The sequence below is a fragment of the Roseburia sp. OF03-24 genome (assembly GCF_003463035.1).
Classification (GTDB): Bacteria; Bacillota; Clostridia; order Lachnospirales; family Lachnospiraceae; genus Roseburia; species Roseburia rectibacter.
Genome location: NZ_QSCK01000006.1, coordinates 93,760 through 117,335, shown reverse-complemented (window position 1 = coordinate 117,335; position 23,576 = coordinate 93,760). Strand labels below are relative to the sequence as shown.

Genomic DNA, 23,576 nt, shown 5'->3' with positions numbered 1-23,576 from the left:
ATGTCTCCTTCCGTAAAGACTTGCCTTCTATTATATATCTGTATTTTAAAAAATAGCAATCAAAAACTCCTCTCAGGCGCTATGCATAATAATTTCAACAACATGCTGCTTATAGCAGGTATTGATAAATTTATATCATTCTGATGATATATTATATTTCATTTTTCACGTTAATGATGTAAAATTATCAATGTAAATATCAGGGCATATTCGAATAATCATTTCTAAACTTTTTCAAATATGCTCCGGAAAGGAACTTTTATACTAATGAAAACCAAGATTCAGGATATGACCTCCGGTTCACCGGGACGGTTGATCATTCTTTTTGCAATTCCCCTGATGCTGGGAAATATCTGTCAGCAGCTTTATACAATGGTGGATACCATGATTGTTGGTCAGGTTGCAGGTGTGGAGGCTCTTGCCGCACTGGGTGCTGTTGACTTTCTGATGTGGGTTGTCACAGGAATATCCACAGGACTCACTCAGGGATTTTCTATTCAACTCTCCCAGTATTATGGGGCAAAGGATTTCGAAAATCTGCGTAAATCTCTGGCTCACAGTTACCGGCTGACCGCATTCATCGCAGCCGGAGTATTGATTCTCAGCCAGTCATTTGCTTCGCTGGTATTAACAGGGCTGCATACACCTTCCAATATTATCGGAATGTCTCTGTTATATCTGCGCATCATTTTCTGTGGAATCCCCGCCACAGCAGCCTATAATATGTTTGCTTCTGCTCTAAGGGCTATGGGAAACAGTAAAACACCGCTGACCGCAATGATCATCGCATCTGTGCTGAATGTCTCACTGGACATCCTTTTTGTGGCAGGCTTCGGATGGGGTGTGGCAGGAGCAGCAATCGCAACTGTGATTGCACAGAGCTTCTCCGCTGTTTACTGTTTCCTGATTTTACGCAGAATTGATATCGTTCATCTGACCAGAGCAGATTTTATGCCTGCCTCCGGCATGAATGCCCGCCTGATGAAGCTTGGTATTCCTGTTGTATTTCAGAATATCATCATCGGTGTGGGCGGTCTGGTAGTCCAGTATGTGATCAATGGCTATGGTTTCCTTTTTGTAGCAGGATTTACAGCTACAAACAAGCTTTATGGTCTGCTGGAAATGGCTGCTATTTCCTATGGATATGCCATCGTTACCTATGTGGGTCAGAATCTGGGAGCCGGAAAGATTGACAGGATCAGAAAAGGCGTACGCAGCAGTATGCTGCTTTCCCTGCTTACCTCACTGATCATTTCTGCTGCCATGTTTTTATTTGGAAAAAATATTCTCTCACTTTTCATCTCAGGTGAACCGCAGCAGACACAGCAGGTATTGGCAATTGCTTTTAAATACCTTTCTATTATGGCTGCCATGCTCTGGGTTTTGTACTTCCTGTACGTGTACAGATCTGTACTTCAGGGGATGGGAGATACCTTAATGCCTATGGTAAGTGGTATGGCTGAATTTGTCATGCGTATCAGTGCTGCACTGATCCTTCCCCATTTTATCGGACAGGACGGTATTTTCTTTGCAGAGATTGCAGCATGGAGCGGAGCCACTGTGATCTTATGCATCAGCTATTATGTACGGATGCATAAATATCATTAAAACAAAACAGGGAGCTGTCGGTAAATAACGTTTTTTAGAGCTGACAGCACCAAACAAAAATATCCTGACAGTTACAGAGCTTTCTGGCTCTGCAACTTGTTCAGGATATTTTTATTTTGATAAATACTTTCTGTTTTTGGCCGCAAAAAATCCTTGTTTGGATTTTTTCAGCCGCATTTTTTTCTAGGCAGTTTTTCCTTCAAATTTTCTCAGTTTTTCGTATAAAAACGATGATATTTATTTATATTTCTTCCAATAGCATACAGCATGAATTCTTTATATACCTTATCTGCCGAACGGTAATTAAAACGCCGGAAGTTCTCATTTTCCTTGATATCTCCAAAATGTCCTTCCGTCTGAATGGAACGTGTCTGGCGTTTCAGGATCCCGCGTTCACTCTGGATATTGGCATGCGATCTTTCTTTCAGTTTCTCCCATTGTTCATTGATCTTCATGACTTTGTTCTTTTCGGCATCTTTTTCCGCATCATACTTATACAGACAACGCGCTTTATGTTCACATCCGCTGCAGTCTGCACAACCATATACCTCAAAGGTCTGTGTATATCCATCCTGCTCTTTGCTCTCTATCCTGAGATGCCGCAGTTCACGTCCGTCATGGCAGATATAGAACTGTTCATCTTCAAAGATCCCTGTCCTCATGTTGTAATATTTACTGATATCTTCTGAATAAGCGCGTGTTTTTCGCTTTTCATGATCCTGCAGTTTTATATAACTGGATATTTCATTCCGTTTTAAATAAAGCAGATTTTTTTCACTACAGTACCCGCTGTCCGCAGTTACTTCTTCCAGAATACTCCCGAAAGCATTCTTATGTTTTTCAAGGACCGGGATCAGGGTATTATAATCGGTGCGGTCGCTGCTTACATATCCATGTACGATATAATAATTCTCTACCGCGATCTGAACATTATATGCTGGCTTTAACTGTCCGTTCAGCATGTGATCTTCTTTCATACGCATAAAAGTCGCTTCCAGATCTGTTTTGGAATAACTGTTTCTGTCTTTTCCCATGATCTCAAAGCATTCTTTATATTCCATCAGTCGTTTTCCGCATTGTTCCAGTTCCTCATGCAGCTGTTGAAGTGCAGGTTTTCTTTTTCCTTTTCCGTAAACGAATTCGATTCCCTCGTTGTCTGCGATCATCGTGAGATTGTTCTGGAGTTTCCGTATTTCAAGCGGTGAACAGTTATCGATCTCTATAATACGGTTATTTGAAAGCTTTTTATGTTTTACAAGCTTTCGTTTCCAAAAGTGGGGAGGGTCCCGCTTTTGAGGCGAATGCCCGGCAGTGTATATACACTGCCTGTCCCTGCTATTCTTAGCTCTCAGGCATTAAATACAAAAATAATTCGGTAAGTTCATTCTCTTGCTGAACTAAGTTTTTAAAGTATACGTATGTTTGTGAAATGATAGATATCAAGAAAAAAGGATAAATTAAACTTGGCATAATTGTTTTATTGAAGGAGGGCCATTACAATGGCATTTTCATATATTGATATATTTGCTGGTGCAGGTGGCCTTTCAGAGGGCTTTCAAAGAAATGGCTATATACCAGTAGGTCAATTCATCCTAGCTATGGATACCTGGTTTGAAAAACTGATGGAGAAATAATCTAGGAAAATAGTTTAAAGTTTACATGTTATGATCATGTATGAAGTTGGAACAAAATAAAAGAATTGTGCTATAATATTGTTCAAGAAAAAAACTCATTGACATATTTCAATCTATTTAGGAGGATAAACGATCATGTGTACAGCAGCAACTTATAAAACAAAAGATTTTTACTTTGGACGAACCCTCGATTATGAATTCTCTTATGGTGATCAGATAGTAATTACACCACGTAATTATGCGTTTAATTTTCGCCATGTTGGCGATATGAAAAATCATTATGCAATTATTGGAATGGCTCATGTTGCAGAAGATTATCCTTTGTATTATGATGCTATGAATGAAAAAGGAGTGGCAATGGCAGGACTGAATTTTGTCGGAAATGCTGTTTATGCCGCGATTAAGCCAGATGTGGAAAATATTGCACAGTTTGAATTTATTCCGTGGATTTTAAGTCAGTGTTCTTCTTTAGTTGAAGTTCGCGAGCTTCTTGAACGAATTAATATTGTTAATACTCCTTTCAGCGAGCAATTACCATTAGCACAATTACACTGGATCATTTCTGATGAGAATGAGTCAATTACGGTAGAATCTATGTCAGATGGTTTGCATATTTATGACAATCCAGTAGGAGTGCTTACGAATAATCCGCCATTTCCACAGCAGATGTTTCAACTAAATAATTATATGTATTTATCTCCTAAACAGCCCAGAAATACTTTCTGCGAAAATTTGGCTCTTGATGCATATAGTAGAGGTATGGGAGGATTAGGTCTTCCGGGAGATCTCTCATCTTCCTCTCGCTTTGTACGTGTAGCTTTTACAAAGGTAAATGCAATTTCAGGTGAATCAGAGGAAGAAAGCGTTAGCCAATTCTTCCACATTCTCGGATCTGTGGATCAGCAACGAGGATGTTGCGAAGTAGCGGATGGAAAATATGAAATCACATTGTATACGTCGTGTTGTAATGTTACAAAAGGTATTTATTATTACAATACTTATGAAAACCATCAGATCAGTGCAGTAGATATGCATGTAGAAAATCTGGATAGTGATAAAATGATTTGTTATCCAGTAATTCAAGGAGAACGAATCAACTATCAAAATAAATAATGTTTTGAAATCAGGGATGAGGTAGAAAGGAAAGTTTCATGACAAAAGATGAAGTAAAAAAACTCAGGATGGCTAGTCCGGAATCACTACAGTTTTTAAATAATGCTACAAAATTTTATAATTTAATGATGATGTATCGTTGTGCTATTCGGGAGATACAAACTAAACTTGAGGTTTTGGATGATGAATTTTCAGTTGAGAACAATCGAAATCCTATTTCTTTTATAAAAACAAGAATTAAGCAGCCCAATAGTATTTACGATAAACTGCAGAAGATGGGATATGAATTTACAACAGAAAATATACAGACATATCTCAATGATGTAGCAGGCGTTCGAATAGTTTGTGCGTTTATTGACGATATTTATATGATATCAGATTTGATTACCCAACAGGATGATATTAAAGTTATTGAAATAAAAGATTATATAAAAAATCCAAAATCGAATGGTTATCGAAGCTATCATATGATTGTTGAAATACCAGTATTTTTTGCTAAGGGTAAAACACCTATGCGTGTAGAATTACAGATTCGAACCAATGGTATGGATTTCTGGGCAACATTGGAACATCAACTTCGCTATAAAAAAGGAATTGAAGAAATGCCTGGCTATGATGAGATAAGTGAAGAATTACTTCATTCTGCAAGAGCTATCATTGAAGCAGATAATGAAATGCAGAGAATAAAAGACAAAATTGGTATGTTCCACGAAATTTAGGGAGAAAACTGAGCAAATAGGAAGGTGGAATATATATGAAACAAGATACTTTAGAGGGCAAAGCAAAAACAAAAAATGGGGTAAAACGGCTGTGTTTTTCCATAATCTGCATTCTTCTGGAAGTGATTTTTATTATTACTATCGTAACACGCTTGAATGAATATGCAGAAATCATAAATTTATTTACAAGGATTTTGAGTGGGATCTTGGTTTTGGGATTGTACGCATCAAATAAGACATCCTCTATGAAAATGCCTTGGGTCATCTTAATTCTAATTTTCCCAATTATGGGTGTAGGCCTGTATTTGTTGATTGGTTTGAATGGTGGCACACATAAAATGCGTGAGCGATATGCAGAAATTGATAGCAAATTGTTACCAATGCTTCCGGACAGTCAGGAGTGTTTGAGCAGAATAAAAGAAACAATTCCGAAAGCAGGAAATATAGCAAGTTACATACAAAGAAATTCGCAGTATCCAATCTATCAGAATACGGATATTGTGTATTTTGATGAAGCAGTGAAAGGATTAGAGGCACAGCTTAAGGATTTGGAGAAAGCACAGAAGTTTATCTTTATGGAATATCATGCGATAGAAGACGCTGAAGCATGGCATAAGATTCAAGATGTTCTGGAAGAGCGAGTAAAAGCAGGTGTGGAAGTTAGAGTATTCTACGATGATATGGGTTCTATAGGCTTTATTAACACAGATTTTGTGAAAAAGATGGAGGCAATAGGAATTCATTGCCGTGTATTCAATCCGTTTATGCCAGGTTTAAATCTGTTTTTGAACAATCGTGATCATAGAAAAATAACAGTTATTGATGGAAAAGTCGGATTTACAGGTGGATATAATCTAGCAAACGAATATTTTAATTACACACACCCGTATGGACAGTGGAAAGATACAGGTATTCGTTTAGAAGGAGATGCTGTTCAGTCGCTTACGGTGACATTTTTGGAAATGTGGAATGCAGTAAGTGATAAGGATGCTAATGATTCTGATTTTAGTAAATACCTTTTCCACTATGATTATGCGGCACAGCAAACTGGGTTTGTTCAACCTTATGCAGACAGCCCTATGGATAATGAGCAAGTAGGAGAAGAAGTTTATATCAGTATGATAAATAAAGCTGAAAAATACTGTTGGTTTATGACTCCATATCTAATCATAACAGATGAAATGACGCATGCGTTATGTCTGGCTGCTAAGCGAGGGGTAGACGTAAGAATTATCACACCTGGTATCCCTGATAAAAAATTCATTTATAATATAACGCGTTCTTTTTATCATGGATTAGTTAAACATGGTGTTCGTGTTTATGAGTGGACTCCTGGTTTCTGTCATGCAAAAATGAGTGTGGCAGATGACTGTATGGCAACTTGTGGAACAATTAATCTGGATTATCGAAGTTTATATCACCATTTTGAAAACGGCTGTTTTATGGCAGATTGTCAGGCAGTTGTGGAAATAAAAAATGATCTGATAAGAACGATGGGAGAATGTCGTGATGTGACAGACCAATATCAAACCGGACGAAGTGCATATTTGCGACTGGGACAATTATTTATGAGATTATTTGCTGGATTGCTATAAGAATCTGATGAAACGACCTTTCAAAAAACAGTTGATTTAGAAGTTAACTGTTTTTGAAAGGCCGTTTTTGCTATATCTAACAGTCTGTTGTACAAAGAAGATTTTGCATGGATGAAAAAACAAACCTTGTTGAGGTTAAATTGAGTTTTCCATTGTATTGTATTGCTAATGAATAAGAATAAGAAAAAGAACAGACAATGCTGAATGCTCTGGAAACAAGAATATCTGAGTATAGTATGTAAGTTCGTAACAGAATGAAAGGAGCGATTCAAATGAGCAATTTGGAAAATTATATGAAACAGCAAGCAATTTTTTGTGAACAAAATGATAGCATTAGTAAGAATCTGTATTCAGAGTATGGTGTAAAAAGAGGCTTACGAGATGAAAAAGGCCAAGGTGTGTTGACGGGGCTTACAAATATTTCTGATATAAAAGCTTTTGAATATCGTGATGGAGTAAAGAGTCCATGTGATGGCGAGTTATCTTATCGTGGTTATAATATAAAAGATTTAGTAACAGGAAGTAAAGGAAAAAGGTTTGTCTTTGAAGAAGGAGCATATCTTCTTTTATTCGGAGAATTGCCAACTGATACACAGTTAATGGAATTTCAGGGAAGACTATCTGATTGTATGGAACTACCGACTAACTTTACCAGAGATGTCATTATGAAAGCACCTACATCAGATATTATGGGTTCTATGACTCGAAGTATTCTTACATTGGGCTCTTACGATAAGGAGAAAGAAAGTCTTGAAATTCCGAACGTGCTAAGGCAGAGTATGCAGTTGATCGCAGCATTTCCTATGTTAGCAGTATATGCATACCATGCTTATTGTCATTATGAAAAAAACGAAAGTATGTATATTCATAGACCTGAAAAAGATTTATCTATTGCTGAAAATTTCCTGCGCCTATTAAGACCAGATACAAAATTCACAGAACTGGAAGCAAGAGTACTGGATATAGCATTATTGTTACATATGGAACATGGTGGTGGTAACAATTCTACATTCACTACACGGGTAGTAACATCTTCAGGTTCAGATACTTATTCTGTTATTTCAGCAGCAATGTCATCCTTAAAAGGAAAAAAACATGGCGGTGCAAATCTGATGGTAATGAATATGATGGATGATATTAAAAGTCATGTGAAAGATTATGAAGACGAAGAGGAAATTGCATCATATCTGAGTAAGATTTTGAAGAAAGAGGCGTTTGATCAGAAAGGACTTATTTATGGAATGGGACATGCTGTATATTCTATTTCAGATCCGAGAGAAAGGGTGTTCAAAGGTTTTGTAGAACAACTCGCAAGGGATAAAGGACGTGAGAAAGATATGACCCTTTATAACAATATTGAGAAGATTGCACCTAAGTTGATTGCAAAGCAGCGTCAGATATTCAAAGGAGTAAGTCCTAATATAGATTTCTATAGTGGTTTTGTGTATGACATGTTGAATATTCCAAGAGAATTGTACACGCCATTATTTGCGATAGCAAGAATTGCTGGTTGGAGTGCACATCGCCTGGAAGAATTGATAACTACAGATAAGATCATTCGCCCGGCATATAAGAGTCTAGTCAGCAAAAAAGAATATATAGAAAGAGAGGAACGATAATATGGGAGCAGGAACCAGTGCAGAGGAGTTTTTTTTAAAGAGCATCAATGTTGAAAGTATATTTGAATTTGTTGAAAGAACAGATTATTTGTTTCTTTATAGTATAAAGGAATGTGTTGAAAAATCAGACTGTCATGAAGGAGTATATCTTTCAGAAGTGGCAGAATACATGAAATTATCGATTCCAGAAACATCTAAGATGGTAAAAAGTCTTGAAAATAAAGGATATATTATCTGGAAATTAGATGAAAAAAAAGAAAGAACATACCTTGTTTTGACGAACAAGGCAATTGAATTAAGTAATTGTCAGAAACAAAAAATGATAGAAGCTTATGAAAAAATCATATCGAATATACAAGAAGATGACCTGGCAGTTACACGGTGTACATTGAGAAAAATCCGACAGCTTATGGAAGAAATAAAATAGTGATTAATACAACGGAGTAAGAAAAGCTCCTTCATATATTAGAATAAAAATATGACTGTTTCTTTAAAAAGAAGCCTGTCATATTTTTTTATGAAAAATAAATTTTGTTGAGGTTAAATTGAGATTGACTTTGTATTGTATCAGTATGAAATAAAAAGGAATCAGGTGATGTACAATGAAAAAGTATAAAATATGTAAAATCCTTCTTGTTATACTGGCAATTTTTTTATGTATGGCTTTTTATGAATTGCTCGGAATCTGCGTTGCATATAAAAAGCAGCCGGAAGTGTCCAATACAACCAAAAAAGAAACAAAAAATGGGTCATGGAACGAATGCAGTGAAAATACAGAACGGGCAGTAATCATAGAAAAGAATCCAGAAGCGCTTTTACAAAGAGTGCGTTTGATCAAGAATGCAAAAAAGGAAATTATTCTTTCTACTTTTGCATTTCAATCCGATGAAAGTGGAAAATTGATTTTAGGAGCACTGCATGATGCGGCAGACAGAGGTGTACATATTCGTCTGTTAGTAGATGGAATGGAGAGTTGGATTGATATGGAAGGAAATCCGTATTTCTATGGATTATCTTCCCATGAGAATGTTGAAATTAAACTGTATAATAAGGCCAATCCGTTGAAACCGTGGAAAATGATGGGTAGAATGCATGATAAATATTTGATTGCAGATGGAAAGAGATATATTCTTGGGGGAAGAAATACATACAATTATTTCCTGGGTGATTTTCCGGGACATAAGAACTATGACAGAGACGTGTTAGTGGTTTGCGATGAACCTGAGAAAGAAAATTCAGTTAACCAGTTGTCAGAGTATTTTGAAACCATATGGAATCAGGAAGACAGTGGTTATTTTCATAACAATAAAAAACTGGCAAATAGAAAATCTGTAAAGAACGCAGTTTTAGAGCTGCAGAACAGCTATCAGAAATATTTTGAAGAGAATAAGGAAAGAATCTGCGAGACCGATTATACGGACGAAACTTTTGAGACAGAAAAGATTACATTAGTGTCAAATCCTATTCACACAGGTTCCAAAGAACCAGTAGTGTGGTATCAGTTGGGAGAATTGATGAAAAATGCAAAAAATCGTGTGAAGATCCACACGCCATATATTATCTGTAATGATATGATGTATAATACATGGGAGGAGATTGCAGAGAACGTTTCAGATTTTTCTATCATGACAAATTCAGTTGCGAATAATGGGAATCCATTTGGGTCTGCCGATTATGCGAAAAACAGAAATAGAATCTTAAGTACAGGAATTAATATCTGGGAATATGAAGGCGGTTATTCATACCACGGAAAAAGTATTCTGATTGACGATGATCTGTCTGTAATCGGTTCCTTTAATATGGACATGAGAAGTGCATATCTGGATACGGAACTGATGCTTGTAATTCGCAGTAAAGATATTAATAAACAGTTGGAAGAGGGCATGATGGAGTATGAAAAAGTGTCCCGCCAGATATTAGAAGGCGGAACTTATAATGATCCATATCATGTAGAGCCAATCGAATTAACAAAGAAACGTCAGAGAAAAATATTTTTGGTACAGCATCTGCTTGGATGGGCAAGGTATTTGTTTTAATTAAGGAGGAAGGAAAACGTGTTTCAAATATTGATTGTAGAAGATGATAAAGAATTAAGCCAGCTATTCCAAAAAGTGCTTGAGAAGAATGGATATCAAGTCAAAAGTGCATCGGATGGAGCACAGGCATTAGAAGTATTGGATAAGGAATATATTGATCTGATCATTTCTGATATTATGATGCCGGTTATGGATGGCTATGAACTGGTGTCAGAACTTCGTTCAGCAGGATATCAGATACCAGTGCTTATGATCACTGCGAAAGGTTCCTTTGATGATATGCGCCAGGGATTTCTTTCGGGAAGTGACGATTATATGGTAAAACCGGTAAATGTGAATGAAATGGTTTTAAGAGTCGGAGCACTGCTTCGCCGTGCACAGATACTGAATGAACACAAAATTGTGATCGGTTCAACAGAGTTTGATTATGATGCAATGACAGTTACAACTGATAAGGAAAGTCTTGTTTTGCCTAAAAAAGAATTCCTGCTTTTATATAAGCTTGCAGCTTCGCCAGGCAGAACATTTACAAAACAACAGTTGATGGATGAAGTATGGGGATACGAGACGGAGGCAGACTCACATACGATAGAGGTACATATAGGAAGAATCAGAGATCGTTTTAAAGATAACTCTGATTTTGAAATCGTGACAATGCGTGGAATTGGATACAAGGTGGTGAAAAAATAATGGAACAAAAGAAAGAAAAAGGATTGCGGATCCGATCCTGTCTGACTGGTGCAATCTGGCTGGCACTTGTATTTTCAACAGTCATATCTGCTTTATTATTTGCTTTTTTGAATCATTTTTTTAATCTGCCGGGCAGCATACCTGTGCTTGGCTGGCTTTTGATTTTCAATACATTGATTGCAGGGCTGATCACTTCCTTTATTAATGCAAAGTTGCTGGAACCAATTACCAGACTTAGTAAAGCAATGAAGGAAGTTTCTCGGGGAGATTTTGAACAGCATTTGGAAACGAACAGCCGTATAGCAGAAGTTGGAGAATCTTATCAAAGTTTTAATGTGATGACAAAAGAGCTTCGTGCAACAGAGGTGCTGCAGATGGATTTTGTATCTAATGTTTCTCATGAGTTTAAGACCCCGATTAATGCCATTGAAGGGTATACAATGCTTCTTCAGGGAGAAGAACTGTCTCAGGAGCAAGAGGAATATGTAGAAAAAATCCTGTTTAATACCCAAAGGCTTTCCGGATTGGTTGGAAATATTTTGCTGTTATCCAGGTTAGAGAATCAGAACATACCAATGAAAAAAACAGAATATCGTCTGGATGAACAGATCCGTCAGGCATTTCTTTCCCTGGAGACAAAATGGACAGAAAAAGAAATTGGTTTCCAGGTAGAGCTGGAGGAAGTTAAATATACTGGGAATGAAGGACTTTTTATGCATATATGGATGAATCTTTTAGATAATGCGATTAAGTTCAGTCCTGCAAAGGGGACAATTATGATGTTTCTGAAGCAGGAAAAGGATTCTGTAATGTTTATTCTGGAAGATGAAGGACCGGGAATAGAGGATGATGTGAAAACCAGAATATTTGATAAATTTTATCAGGCAGACGGTTCTCACAAAGCAGAAGGAAATGGTCTCGGCCTTGCACTTGTGAAACGGATCGTAGATAGTGCTGGCGGGACAATCAAGGCAGAAAACCGGGAATATGGTGGATGCAGATTTGTTGTAGAGCTTCCAATACAGAAAGATGAGACCATATAAGTTTAAGAAAAACAGATAGAGGAGGAATTACATGACATTTTATCAGGAATTGCAGTTAAATCAGGCAGGTTCTAAAAATCTGTTGAAAAAGAGTGAAACAGTGAAAGAAAAATCATATCATATACTGGTATATTTGGTAAAGATAGCTGTTACAATGGCATTTTGTTTTTTATTTGTTACTATTTTCAGTATCTTATTTGGAAATGAGAATAGTATTGTGGGTGTAGTAGTTTTATTATGCCTTATGGTATTTCGGAATGCGGATCTGGGGATCCACACCGGACAATCTACGATGCTTTTGGCTTTGTTCTTTGTAATTATGACTGTATGTCCGCATTTAGCAAATCAGTTTTCACCGGTATTGGGAATGCTGTTAAATATTGCGGCACTGGCTGTGTTGATTCTGTTCGGATGCCATAATCCATTCATGTTTAATCAATCTACATTGGTTCTTGGGTATCTGCTGCTATATGGTTATGATGTTACGGGAAAAAGCTATCAGATGCGATTAGTCGGAATGGCTTTAGGTGCAGCACTTACCTGCTTCGTATTTTATCGAAATCATAAAAACAGAACTTATAAAAGAAATCTGAAAGATCTGATACAAGAATTTGATATCACTTCTTCCAGAACAAAATGGCAGATATGTCAGATTTTATGCGTACCGATCGTCCTTTGCATTGCAGAACTTTGTAATATGCCACGCGCAATGTGGGCTGGTATTGCGGCCATGTCCGCGATTTTGCCGTTTATGGAAGATATGCACTACAGAGTCCGTAAAAGGATTGTCGGAAATATTGCAGGTGTTATATGTTTTACAGTATTATATTTTCTGCTTCCTTCGTCAATCTATGCATATATAGGAATTCTTGGTGGAATCGGTGTAGGATTTTCAGCACAATATGGCTGGCAGGCAGTATTTAACACATTTGGTGCTTTAGCCATTGCTGCAGAGACTTATGGACTACAAGGAGCGGTTAGTCTTAGAGTGATTCAAAATGTTTTTGGTGTTGTGTTTGCTTTAGCATTTTGTGTTATATTTTATTGGTTTATGTCTAAAAAAAAGGAAAGTGATGTGACCGTACATGCAGAGTGAAGTGAATCAGGAAGAAAATTTGAATAGAATTATTACGGTTCCTAATTTTCTTTCTTTATTTCGGCTTTGTCTGATTCCGGTAATTATATGGAGTTATTGTGTAAAGAAAAATCCTCTGTTAGCTGGTGAAATCTTATTGCTGTCTGGTCTTACGGATCTTGCTGATGGATATATCGCAAGAAGATTCCATAGGATTAGTAATTTAGGAAAAATACTTGATCCGGTGGCTGATAAGCTGACACAGGCAGCGATGTTAATCTGTCTGTTTACTCGTTTTCCGCATATGCTTCTTTTAATCGTAATAATGGCAGGTAAGGAGCTGTATATGGTAGTCAGTGGATGTCTTGTGATACGAAAGACAGGAAAAGTACATGGTGCAGACTGGCATGGAAAGATAGTAACATTTTTATTATATGGAACTGCAGCGGTGCATATTATATGGTTCCAAATTACACCGATGGTATCAGATCTGTTGATTGGTTTGTGCGCTATAATGATGGTCATATCGGTCGCTCTGTATATTATCCAGAATACCAGGACGCTTAAGGGAGAGACTGTATAAGCAATTTTATATTGCAATGACTAGAAAAATATTTAGGAGAAGATAGATATAAACAGTAAGTCAAACACACAAACTATGGAGTCTTTAGTCGGTTTAATAAAATTTTAGATAGAAAATAAATCATTCAATGTCATTTAGATAAGGTTTTTTATGACAAAAAGACAGATTGCTTATCTGCCTTATAATGCAGTATAATGGTAACGAGATTTATGCAACCCGATACATGAAATCCCTATTTCTCTTTGGACGGAGGTGGATAGGATATTTTCGATTGTACTTGACAGGTGTCAGATACTTTTGTATGAGAAGCATGGACTCTGTTTCGTTACCATCGTGTTTGAGATATGCCCTGCATATGTTTACTGCATTTGAAACGGATTTACTCTGCATCTGGAGCATAAACTGAATATACTCGCGGAAAGAAAGTTTGCGGTTCCTGGTAAAATCACTTTCCGGATTACGGCAGAACATGGAGTGAATTTCATCGAGTTCTGTGATGCAGTTGTCGAGTGTGGATTTTAAATTAGATAAGAAAAAATCAGCCATAATGAGCCTCCTTGAAATATGTTTATAATCAAGGCTTACGCAACATATATTGGCTTACTTGTCAACTGTTTTTTGTAATATTTTTAAAGTTTTTAGGCATAAAAACAGTGGCTTTCTATGACAGAAAACCACTAAAATGATGCTTAACTGAATGGCATTGCTTTATCACCACTTTGAAAATGGTTGTTTTATGGCGGATAGTCAGACAGTTTTAGATATAAGAGATGATCTGGGAGCAATCATGAATGAATGCAGGGAAGTGACCGAAAAGTACCGCACAGGACGGAGTGCATATTTACGGCTCGGACAGGTGTTTATGAGATTGTTTGCAGGACTATTATAGCAGAAAGAAGAGGTGTTCGATATGTGTACAGCAGCAACTTACAAAACAAAAGATTTTTATATGGGCAGAACGCTTGATTATGAATTTTCCTATGGGGAACAGATCACGATAACGCCAAGAAATTACGAATTTGATTTCCGGTTTGCCGGGAAGATAAAAAGCCATTATGCTTTGATCGGAATGGCATTTGTTGCAGGAGGTTATCCGCTTTATTATGATGCTGTTAATGAAAAAGGCCTTGGAGTGGCAGGTCTTAATTTTGTCGGCAATGCGGCATATGAAGAGGCTTTGCCGGAAGATGAAACAGAAGTCAGCCAGGTGGCACAGTTCGAGTTCATCCCATGGATCCTTACACAGTGTGCTACTGTAGCCGAGGCGAGAGAGAAGCTGGCAGCAATGAGACTGACAGGCACAGCATTCAGTGAACAGCTGCCGACAGCACAGCTTCACTGGATCATTGCAGACAAAGACTCCTGTATCGTTGTTGAGTCTATGAAGGATGGGCTGCATGTATATGATAATCCGGTAGGAGTGCTTACCAATAATCCACCATTCCCGGGTCAGATCTTTGCACTGAATAATTATGCCGGAGTATCCAGAAAACAGCCGGAGAGTACTTTTGCAGGAGTATTACAGCTTGATGCATATAGCAGAGGAATGGGGGGAATGGGAATACCTGGAGATCTTTCCAGCCAGTCAAGATTTGTGAAAGTTGCCTTTACAAAATTAAATTCGATCTCCGGTGAAGAAGAGGATGAGAGTGTAAGCCAGTTCTTCCATATCTTAGGATCCGTAGATCAGCAGCGTGGATGCTGTGAGGTGACAGAAGGCAAATATGAGATCACGATATACACGTCCTGTTGTAATACAGCAAAAGGTATTTATTATTATACGACTTATGATAATCATCAGATCACAGCGGTTGACATGCATGCGGAAAATCTGGATTCAGATCAGCTGATCTGTTATCCGCTTCTGTCCAAGGGCGAAGTCAGATGGCAGAATAAATAATACGAAAATGCACGGAGAAAGCATATCGCAGAACAACAGGAGGAAAGACCATGAAAGAAGTTAAAACACCGAAAAAACCACTGGCATATTATTATGGGATTGTGTTAATAGTGCTGATCGTATTTAATCTGGTTGTCACACCAATCCTTATGGAGCATCAGGTGAAGGAAACGGATTATGGCACTTTTATGAGCATGATCGAGAAGAAGAATATTGGTGAAGTGGAAGTTGAGGACAATCAGATCATCTTTACAGATAAAGATCAAAAAAATATTTATAAAACAGGTCTGATGAACGATCCGAACCTGACGGACAGGCTATATGAATGTGGAGCAGTATTCGCAAAAGATATCGATAAGCAGATGTCACCAATCATCAGCTTCCTGCTGACCGGGGTTTTGCCATTGATTCTTTTTATCGCACTGGGAAATTATATGGCGAAGAAACTGATGGAGCATGCCGGAGGAAAAAATTCGATGGCTTTTGGAATGGGAAAAAGCAATGCGAAGATTTATGTGCAATCCAGTGAGGGAATCCGTTTTTCAGACGTTGCAGGAGAAGATGAGGCGAAAGAAAACCTTTCAGAGATTGTTGATTATCTTCACAATCCGAAGAAGTATACCGATGTAGGTGCGTCTATGCCAAAAGGTGTCCTTCTTGTAGGACCTCCGGGAACCGGCAAAACAATGCTTGCAAAAGCAGTGGCGGGTGAATCAAATGTACCATTTTTCTCAATGTCCGGATCAGAATTTGTTGAGATGTTTGTCGGTATGGGAGCTTCCAAAGTTCGAGATCTTTTCGGACAGGCAAAGGAAAAGGCACCATGTATCGTGTTTATTGATGAAATTGATGCCATTGGTAAAAAGCGTGACGGACAAATGGGCGGAAATGATGAGAGGGAGCAGACCTTAAACCAGCTTCTTACAGAGATGGACGGATTTGAAGGAAATAATGGTGTCATCATTCTTGCTGCAACGAACCGTCCGGAGTCGTTAGATCCGGCACTTACACGTCCGGGACGTTTTGACAGACGTGTGCCGGTTGAACTGCCGGATCTTGCAGGCCGTGAAGCAATTTTAAAGGTTCATGCAAAGAAGATAAAAGCATCTGATGATGTTGACCTGCATACGATTGCACGTATGGCATCGGGGGCATCCGGTGCGGAGCTTGCCAATATTATAAATGAAGCAGCATTACGTGCTGTCCGTAGTGGAAGGACCGTTGTAAATGAATCTGATCTCGAAGAAAGTATAGAAGTGGTTATTGCAGGATATCAGAAGAAGAATGCGGTTCTTTCAGATCAAGAGAAGAAGGTTGTTGCATATCATGAGATAGGACACGCTCTGGTAGCTGCATTACAGAGTCATTCAGCTCCGGTCCAGAAGATTACGATCATCCCGCGTACCTCAGGTGCACTCGGCTACACTATGCAGGTTGAGCAGGGTGATAAATATCTGATGACGAAAAAAGAACTTGAGAATAAGATTGCTACATTTACAGGCGGACGTGCGGCAGAGGAGATCGTATTTGGTGAGATCACGACCGGAGCCTCCAATGATATCGAACAGGCAACAAAAATTGCAAGAGCGATGATCACCCGCTACGGCATGACAGATGAATTCGACATGGTGGCAATGGAAAACGTGACCAACCAGTATCTTGGCGGCGATACGTCTCTTTCCTGTTCTGCAGATACACAGAAGGAAATTGATGAAAAAGTCGTGCAGCTCGTAAAAGCAGAGCATGAAAAAGCAAGAAAAATCCTTGCTGAAAACAGGGAAAAACTGGACGAACTGGCTATGTACCTGTATGAGAAGGAAACGATTACAGGTGACGAATTTATGGATATTTTAGACAGAAAATAATGTAGTTAATTAGATAATCAATGTCATTTAGATAAGAAAAATAGTTAGTAGTTCTGAAAAATGGAATTATTTTATATAAAGGAGCGGACAAATTCTCATTGAACAAAATCGCTGCGCGATGGCCTGCCAAGGCTGTGGCGCAGTTTTTCTTTTCCTAAATAAAAAAGCAGTGGAAACCAAGTCCTAATAGTAGTATTGTTAAGTCACCACAACCAACAATCAAACAGGATCGACATTACCACTGCCTATGAAAAGATTAACACCTAACCGTTCTTTTAGCAAGCGGTTTTATTATTCCAATGCACCTCCATGTAAGCAGTGATACCCGAAATTACTGACTTTACATGGAGAAATTATTATGTACGAAAAATATTTATTACAGCTTGAGGAAGCCGGAAAAATCCGTAACCTTAAAGAGCGTTCCATTAACTGCTACAAAAACTATGTTTCTTATTTCCTTAATTACATGGAAAAGCACCCGGAAGAGTTTACCTGTCAGGATGTCAGGGACTTTCTTCTTGCCAAGAAGGACGATGGTCTGAAAGCGACCACCCTCAACCTTTATAATTCAGCCATCCGTTTTTTCTATCGGAATGTACTTCACGTTCTGTGGGATGATATCACTGTTCCACGCATGATAATAGAGCACAAACTCCCAACCGTACTTTCTACTGATGAAATTGACCGGCTTCTTGATGCTACGGATGACCTGAAATATAAAGCCATGTTCGCCACAATGTATTCTTCCGGAATGCGTGTCTCGGAAGTGATTCATCTTCATTATGATGATATTTCCCGCACAAACATGCAGATTCATGTCCGGGATACCAAGAACCGGATGGACCGTTATACCATTCTGTCTGAAAGAAACCTTGCACTTCTTACGGAATACTGGTTCCGGAAAGGCAGACCAAAGGGCATTCTGTTTCCGAATCAGTTTACAGGGCAGTATCTTACCGTAAGTACACTGGAACAGGTTATCCGACGTTCTGCATTGGCTGCCGGGTTATCCGGTGTTACTCCTCACTGCCTCCGTCACAGCTTTGCCACCCACCTTATGGAGCAGGGAGTGGAACAGCGGAATATTCAGGCATTGCTTGGACACCGCGATCCGAAATTCACAGAAGTTTATCTTCATGTCAGCAACAAATCCCTTATGGGCATCCGCAGTCCTTTTGACAGAAAGGATGGTACAGCCAATGGATAAGCCCACAGTACAGGATATTTTTCATCGTTTTTATCCGGCATACCTTGATCAATATTCACCTTCCCCTGTACAGGCAAAGGTTGCACATAACATCATGAACTGCAAGACCGGTGCTTATGGTGCAAATGTATGTGTATGTGAGGATTGTGGCTTCGTACAGATTCATTACAATTCCTGCCGTAACCGTTGCTGCCCCATGTGTCAGGCTGTTCCGAAAGAAATGTGGATGGATGCACGCAGAGAGGATATCCTTGATGCTCCTTATTTCCATCTGGTTTTTACGGTTCCTGATATTTTAAACCCTGTCATTTACAGCAACCAGAGACTTCTTTATGATGCCTTATACCATGCAGCTTCTTCCACAATCAGCGAACTGACTGCGCCGACCCAAAACATCTCGGCGCAAAGGTGGGATACATCTGCATTTTACATACATGGGGTTCTGAAATGAACTTTCATCCCCACATTCATGCCATCCTGCTGGGTGGAGGACTGGCTTCCAACAACCAGTGGAAGGACAATGGTGAAAATTTCTTTCTTCCCATCCGGGTCATCTCCAAAGTGTTCCGCGGAAAATATCTGGAGGAACTAAAGAGGCTGTGGGAAGAGGATAAGCTGGTATTTCATGGTACTGCAGAAAAATTTCGTAACCATTATACGTTCAAGGAGCTTTTAGATTCCTGTTATGGTATGGACTGGATTCCTCATTGTAAAAAGACATTCAATGGTGCTCAAACAGTAATGAAATACCTTGGTAAGTATACTCATCGCATTGCCGTCAGCAATCATCGCACCGTCCGTATGGATGATGATACAGTTACATTCTTAGTAAAGGATTACCGTAATGAGGGACAGTGGAAGGAACTGACCATTTCGGGTGTAGAGTTTGTCCGGCGGTTTCTCATGCATGTACCACCAAGGCGTTTTGTCCGCATCAGGCACTACGGACTGCTATGTTCCCGTACTAAAAGCCAGAAGCTCACCCTTTGCAGAAATTTACTTGGATGTAAGAAGTATCTTTCAAAGCTTCGTGACATGGAAATGCCTGAAATATTGGAACATCTTTATGGCATCAAAGTTTGTGTGTGTAAGGCATGTGGTGGGCGTCTCGGAAAGCCACAGATGAGAATGCCACTGCGCTGCTAAAGAGCAACATCTAATACTTTCAAAAGTCTGAATGGAAGAAAGCCCACTATGATAAGGCTTACACAAGAGCCTATACGACAGAGGTTGTGCAGGGAAAACATGGTGTGAAGATTACAAGCCATGCTTCCGTTGTGGCAGAGACAGTACAGAAGATTCTTGATGTGACGATTACATGGAAAATAGAAGCTGCTGGAAAGATTGATGCAGATATTGCAGTAACAAAAGACGATGAATTCCCAGATCTTCCGAGATTTGGTGTGAGGATGTTCCTGGATAAAAAACTTTCAGCTGTAAGATACTTTGGAATGGGACCACAGGAAAGTTATTGTGATAAACATCAGGCTGCGAGCCACGGTTTGTACCGGGCAGATGTAGGGGATTTACATGAGGACTATATCCGTCCACAGGAAAATGGAAGCCATTATGATTGTGAATATGTAGAGCTTAACAACAGCCGATATGGAATTGTGGCATCCGCAGAAAAGGCATTTTCATTCAATGCTTCTTATTATACACAGGAAGAACTTGAGAAGAAAACGCATAATTATGAATTAATAGAATCAGATAGTGTAGTATTCTGTGTTGACTACGCATTAAATGGCATTGGTTCTAATAGTTGTGGCCCAGTTGTATTGGATCAGTACCGATTTGATGATGTATTATTCCGGTTCCAGTTTACACTGATACCGTATGTAAAGGGATAATAAAGTTTCATGTAACCCGTAAACAAGGAAAGAGAGTCTGATTGTAATGTAAAGTCCGGATATACAGAGCAATCAGACAAAATCAGAGAAAAAAAACAGAATTGGATATCATACGGTTAGCCATATTGAGATTCTAAGTGCGATGAAGATGAGGAGCAAAGAAATTCGATGGAAGAAAAAAAGTATTTGAAATGGTATAACAAAATTGGATACGGATCAGGTGATATTGCAGGTAATGTAGTCTATGCGTTCCTGACATCTTTTATGATGGTCTATCTGACGGACTCGGTAGGACTTGCTGCAGGTGTCGTGGGTACCCTGATTGCCGTATCAAAACTATTTGATGGTTTTACGGATATATTGGTTGTGCCATTACGCTGGTCGGTTGCTTTGCAGTACCGGTGAGTTTGGGAACAACGGCTAAATATGTATGGTTCTTTATTTCTTATACACTGTTAAATAGTGTGTTTTATACAGCAAACAATATTGCTTATTCAGCACTTACGTCACTGATTACAAAGAACAGCAAAGAGCGTGTACAGATGGGATCTTACCGTTTTATTTTTGCATTTTCAACAAGTCTTCTGATTCAGGCGATTACAGTTGGATTTGTAGATAAATGTGGTGGAGATGCTGCGGCATGGAGAACGGTTGCTATTATCTATGCAATCATTGGTCTGGTCGTAAATACGATTTCAGCACTTTCTGTTAAGGAACTTCCGGAGGAAGAACTTAATGAAGGAGAAGTAAAGAATGATAATGAAAAGTATGGAATAGTACAGGCATTCAAGCTTCTTGTCAAAAACAAATATTACATGATGATTTGTGGAACATATATTTTACAGCAGTTATATGGTGCCATGATTGGAGCCGGCATTTATTACATGACATGGGTACTGAAAAATAAGAATTTGTTTGGACAATTTGCATGGGCAGTAAATATTCCACTGATCATTGCCCTGATTTTCACACCGACATTAGTTGGTAAGTGGAAAGGTATGTATAAACTGAACTTAAGAGGTTACGTCTTAGCAGTCATCGGTAGAGCACTTGTTGTTGTTGCCGGATATATGGGCAGTGTTCCGCTGATGATGGCATTTACAGCTCTTGCAGCCTTAGGTCAGGGACCATGGCAGGGAGATATGAATGCAGTTATCGCATCTTGCTCTGAATACACTTATCTTACGCAGGGAAAGAGAATTGACGGAACGATGTACTCTTGTACTTCTCTTGGTGTAAAAATCGGTGGAGGTATTGGAACCGCTGTTGTTGGATGGATGCTTGAGTTCAGTGGATATGTCGGAACAAATGCAACTCAGCCACAGTCTGCACTTGATATGATGCAGTTCATGTATCTTTGGCTTCCGTTAATCTTTGATGTATTGATTATGTTTGTACTTTCAAGAATGAATGTAGAAGATGCAAATAAAAAACTGAAAGCAGAAAAAGGAATTGCTGCAGATGAAGTAACAGATGCATCAGACATAAATTAGAATTGACAGGAGAAAGCGTTGTCTGGTCGTTGCTCGATGAGACAGTGCTTTTTTCTATAAATAGTCCTTTTAGTATTTATACATGGTAAGGATGCTCAAAATATTCAGTGTAGAATACTAAAAGGTCATTCAGATATTTTTTTAGGTTGCTCATTTGCAATTCCTCCTTTCCTTATTTACAAGTTGATTATAAGATAGGTGTAAAAGGATTGCTTGCCAAATCGAAAGAAGATATAGACAAATGTTGCAAAGGGGAGTATTTCATGCAGTTAAAATATGTTGACACAAAAGAGGAGATTATAGCAATAAATAGGAAGTCAAAACATATTGAACCACATCTTCATAATGCACTGGAGATCGTTTGTGTAACAAGTGGATCATTAGAACTTGGTGTCGGACAGGAACTATACCATATGGAAAAAGGAGATATAGGCTTTGTATTTCCAGATGTTATTCATCACTATCAGGTACTGACACCCGGTGTAAATAAAGCGACTTATCTGATTGCATCGCCATTTGCGATAGCCAAATTTGCAGATATCATGCAATCCATGGCTCCTGAATACCCAATCATCAAAGCGGAAAAGGTTGAACCGGAGGTATATAGGGTTATAAATGCAATTTTAGAGACAGAACAGTCGGATATTACTGTTACACAGGCATATCTTCAAATTGTGTTGGCACGCTGCATAGGAAAATTAAATTTGGTAGAAAAGAGCAGTGTGGGGAGCAACAATCTTATTTACCAGACAGTTTCCTATATATCAGCAAATTTCAAGAAGAAGTTTTCGTTGGAAGAGATGGCAAAAGACCTGGGCGTGAGCAAATATGTTTTATCCAGACTCTTTTCCAAGACATTCCATAGAAACTTTAATCAATATCTTAACGATGCAAGGCTGAACTATGCATGCCATCGTTTGGAAAATACGAGTGATTCTATTACAAATATTTGTCTGGATAGTGGATTTGAAAGTCAGAGAACGTTTAACCGAGTATTTAAAGAAAGATATAAAATATCACCAAGTGATTATCGAAGTACTTGTGTGAAAGAGATGTTGTCATAAAAGGTTCTGTTGATCGAAATATTTACTTTGATTTTACAGTGCTATGTATTTGATTTCTTCACAGACTCCTTAAATCCTATAATTTCAAGCGTTTGCAAGTGCATTTGTATAGGATACTTGTTCCGGATATTCCACTTAATGGAGAAACATTAGAATATTGATTGATACAAAACTGCACTCAGGGATATTGTGGGTGCAGTTTTGTATCAAAATTATTAATTATGATACAGTTTCTGATATGCAGTAGGTAATATCTGAAATATATCTCGGAAGGCCGATGTAAATTTACTTTGGCTTTTATATCCCACAGCGGCGGCAAGTTCCGAAATAGATTTATCTTCCTGCAACAGCATATTCGATGCCAACTTCATACGGTATTCTTTCATGTAAGAAGCGATGGGCATTCCATAGACTGCTTTGAAAACGGATTTCAAAGTAGTGGTGTTCATCAGGTACTGTTTTGACAACTCTTCAATTTTGGT

The 23,576-nt window shown here is 38.5% G+C and carries 19 protein-coding genes and 4 pseudogenes; 20 read left to right on the top strand and 3 right to left on the bottom strand.

All coding sequences use genetic code 11. The features are described 5' to 3' along the window. The first annotated feature begins 267 nt into the window (after positions 1-267). The gene (locus DXA60_RS04430) at positions 268-1,608 is read left to right on the top strand and encodes an MATE family efflux transporter (RefSeq protein ID WP_117919840.1); all 1,341 of its coding nucleotides are present in this window, start codon (positions 268-270) and stop codon (positions 1,606-1,608) included. 183 nt (positions 1,609-1,791) lie between these two features. Here DXA60_RS04430 and DXA60_RS04425 read toward each other — a convergent pair. Further along, positions 1,792-2,876, bottom strand: a pseudogene (locus DXA60_RS04425) (transposase); the annotation flags it as partial. A 231-nt stretch (positions 2,877-3,107) separates the two neighbouring features. On the opposite strand from DXA60_RS04425, the gene DXA60_RS18825 reads away from it, so the two are divergent. The 11 genes from DXA60_RS18825 (at position 3,108) to DXA60_RS04370 (ending at position 13,715) form a co-directional block, all read left to right on the top strand. Continuing rightward, complete coding sequence (locus DXA60_RS18825) at positions 3,108-3,242, top strand: DNA cytosine methyltransferase (RefSeq protein ID WP_117594046.1); 135 nt, start codon at positions 3,108-3,110, stop codon at positions 3,240-3,242. Between the two features lie 135 nt (positions 3,243-3,377). After that, positions 3,378-4,355, top strand: a complete 978-nt coding sequence (gene bsh, locus DXA60_RS04415) for a choloylglycine hydrolase (protein ID WP_005347230.1) — start codon at positions 3,378-3,380, stop codon at positions 4,353-4,355. Positions 4,356-4,393: 38 nt separating this feature from the next. After that, positions 4,394-5,074, top strand: a complete 681-nt coding sequence (locus DXA60_RS04410; protein ID WP_117525961.1) for a GTP pyrophosphokinase — start codon at positions 4,394-4,396, stop codon at positions 5,072-5,074. Positions 5,075-5,109: 35 nt separating this feature from the next. Next, complete coding sequence (cls, locus tag DXA60_RS04405) at positions 5,110-6,669, top strand: cardiolipin synthase (protein WP_014080824.1); 1,560 nt, start codon at positions 5,110-5,112, stop codon at positions 6,667-6,669. A 254-nt stretch (positions 6,670-6,923) separates the two neighbouring features. Next, on the top strand, positions 6,924-8,288 hold the full coding sequence (locus DXA60_RS04400) for a citrate/2-methylcitrate synthase (protein WP_172679323.1): 1,365 nt from the start codon (positions 6,924-6,926) through the stop codon (positions 8,286-8,288). Position 8,289: 1 nt separating this feature from the next. After that, positions 8,290-8,715, top strand: a complete 426-nt coding sequence (locus DXA60_RS04395) for a MarR family winged helix-turn-helix transcriptional regulator (protein ID WP_117919838.1) — start codon at positions 8,290-8,292, stop codon at positions 8,713-8,715. Between the two features lie 175 nt (positions 8,716-8,890). Next, positions 8,891-10,324 carry a phospholipase D family protein gene (locus DXA60_RS04390; protein WP_117919836.1) on the top strand — a complete coding sequence of 478 codons (1,434 nt, stop codon included), beginning with the start codon at positions 8,891-8,893 and terminating at the stop codon, positions 10,322-10,324. 18 nt (positions 10,325-10,342) lie between these two features. Continuing rightward, a complete protein-coding gene (locus DXA60_RS04385) occupies positions 10,343-11,014 on the top strand; it encodes a response regulator transcription factor (protein WP_117919834.1) in 672 nt (223 codons plus the stop codon). Continuing rightward, entirely contained in the window at positions 11,014-12,057 is a 1,044-nt protein-coding gene (locus DXA60_RS04380) for a HAMP domain-containing sensor histidine kinase (RefSeq protein WP_117919832.1), read from the top strand. Before DXA60_RS04385 ends, DXA60_RS04380 begins: the two co-directional genes overlap by 1 nt. A gap of 31 nt (positions 12,058-12,088) precedes the next feature. Next, entirely contained in the window at positions 12,089-13,153 is a 1,065-nt protein-coding gene (locus DXA60_RS04375) for an FUSC family protein (RefSeq protein ID WP_006858452.1), read from the top strand. Then, on the top strand, positions 13,143-13,715 hold the full coding sequence (locus tag DXA60_RS04370) for a CDP-alcohol phosphatidyltransferase family protein (protein ID WP_117919830.1): 573 nt from the start codon (positions 13,143-13,145) through the stop codon (positions 13,713-13,715). The genes DXA60_RS04375 and DXA60_RS04370 overlap by 11 nt, the downstream gene beginning before the upstream one ends. 207 nt (positions 13,716-13,922) lie before the next feature. Here the strand turns inward: DXA60_RS04370 and DXA60_RS04365 are convergent, their stop codons facing one another. Then, positions 13,923-14,261: a hypothetical protein gene (locus DXA60_RS04365; RefSeq protein ID WP_007887600.1), complete on the bottom strand. Its 339-nt coding sequence runs from the start codon at positions 14,259-14,261 to the stop codon at positions 13,923-13,925. 151 nt (positions 14,262-14,412) lie between these two features. On the opposite strand from DXA60_RS04365, the gene DXA60_RS04360 reads away from it, so the two are divergent. The 8 genes and pseudogenes from DXA60_RS04360 (at position 14,413) to DXA60_RS04325 (ending at position 23,094) form a co-directional block, all read left to right on the top strand. Beyond that, complete coding sequence (locus DXA60_RS04360) at positions 14,413-14,604, top strand: hypothetical protein (protein ID WP_117919828.1); 192 nt, start codon at positions 14,413-14,415, stop codon at positions 14,602-14,604. Between the two features lie 21 nt (positions 14,605-14,625). Further along, positions 14,626-15,615, top strand: coding sequence for a choloylglycine hydrolase (gene bsh / locus DXA60_RS04355; RefSeq protein ID WP_117919827.1), 990 nt, complete (start codon positions 14,626-14,628; stop codon positions 15,613-15,615). A 50-nt stretch (positions 15,616-15,665) separates the two neighbouring features. After that, positions 15,666-17,480: an ATP-dependent zinc metalloprotease FtsH gene (gene ftsH / locus DXA60_RS04350; RefSeq protein WP_015559639.1), complete on the top strand. Its 1,815-nt coding sequence runs from the start codon at positions 15,666-15,668 to the stop codon at positions 17,478-17,480. Between the two features lie 358 nt (positions 17,481-17,838). After that, positions 17,839-18,687 carry a tyrosine-type recombinase/integrase gene (locus DXA60_RS04345; protein WP_117919825.1) on the top strand — a complete coding sequence of 283 codons (849 nt, stop codon included), beginning with the start codon at positions 17,839-17,841 and terminating at the stop codon, positions 18,685-18,687. Beyond that, positions 18,680-19,833, top strand: a pseudogene (locus DXA60_RS19715) (IS91 family transposase). The gene DXA60_RS04345 and the pseudogene DXA60_RS19715 overlap by 8 nt, the downstream one beginning before the upstream one ends. 23 nt (positions 19,834-19,856) lie before the next feature. Next, positions 19,857-20,537, top strand: a pseudogene (locus DXA60_RS04335) (beta-galactosidase small subunit); the annotation flags it as partial. A gap of 168 nt (positions 20,538-20,705) precedes the next feature. Continuing rightward, positions 20,706-22,030 (top strand): annotated as a pseudogene (locus tag DXA60_RS04330) (MFS transporter). Positions 22,031-22,293: 263 nt separating this feature from the next. Continuing rightward, positions 22,294-23,094, top strand: coding sequence for an AraC family transcriptional regulator (locus DXA60_RS04325; RefSeq protein ID WP_117919823.1), 801 nt, complete (start codon positions 22,294-22,296; stop codon positions 23,092-23,094). Positions 23,095-23,309: 215 nt separating this feature from the next. Here the strand turns inward: DXA60_RS04325 and DXA60_RS19710 are convergent, their stop codons facing one another. Beyond that, a complete protein-coding gene (locus tag DXA60_RS19710) occupies positions 23,310-23,561 on the bottom strand; it encodes a helix-turn-helix domain-containing protein (RefSeq protein WP_334294386.1) in 252 nt (83 codons plus the stop codon). Between the last annotated feature and the right edge of the window lie 15 nt (positions 23,562-23,576).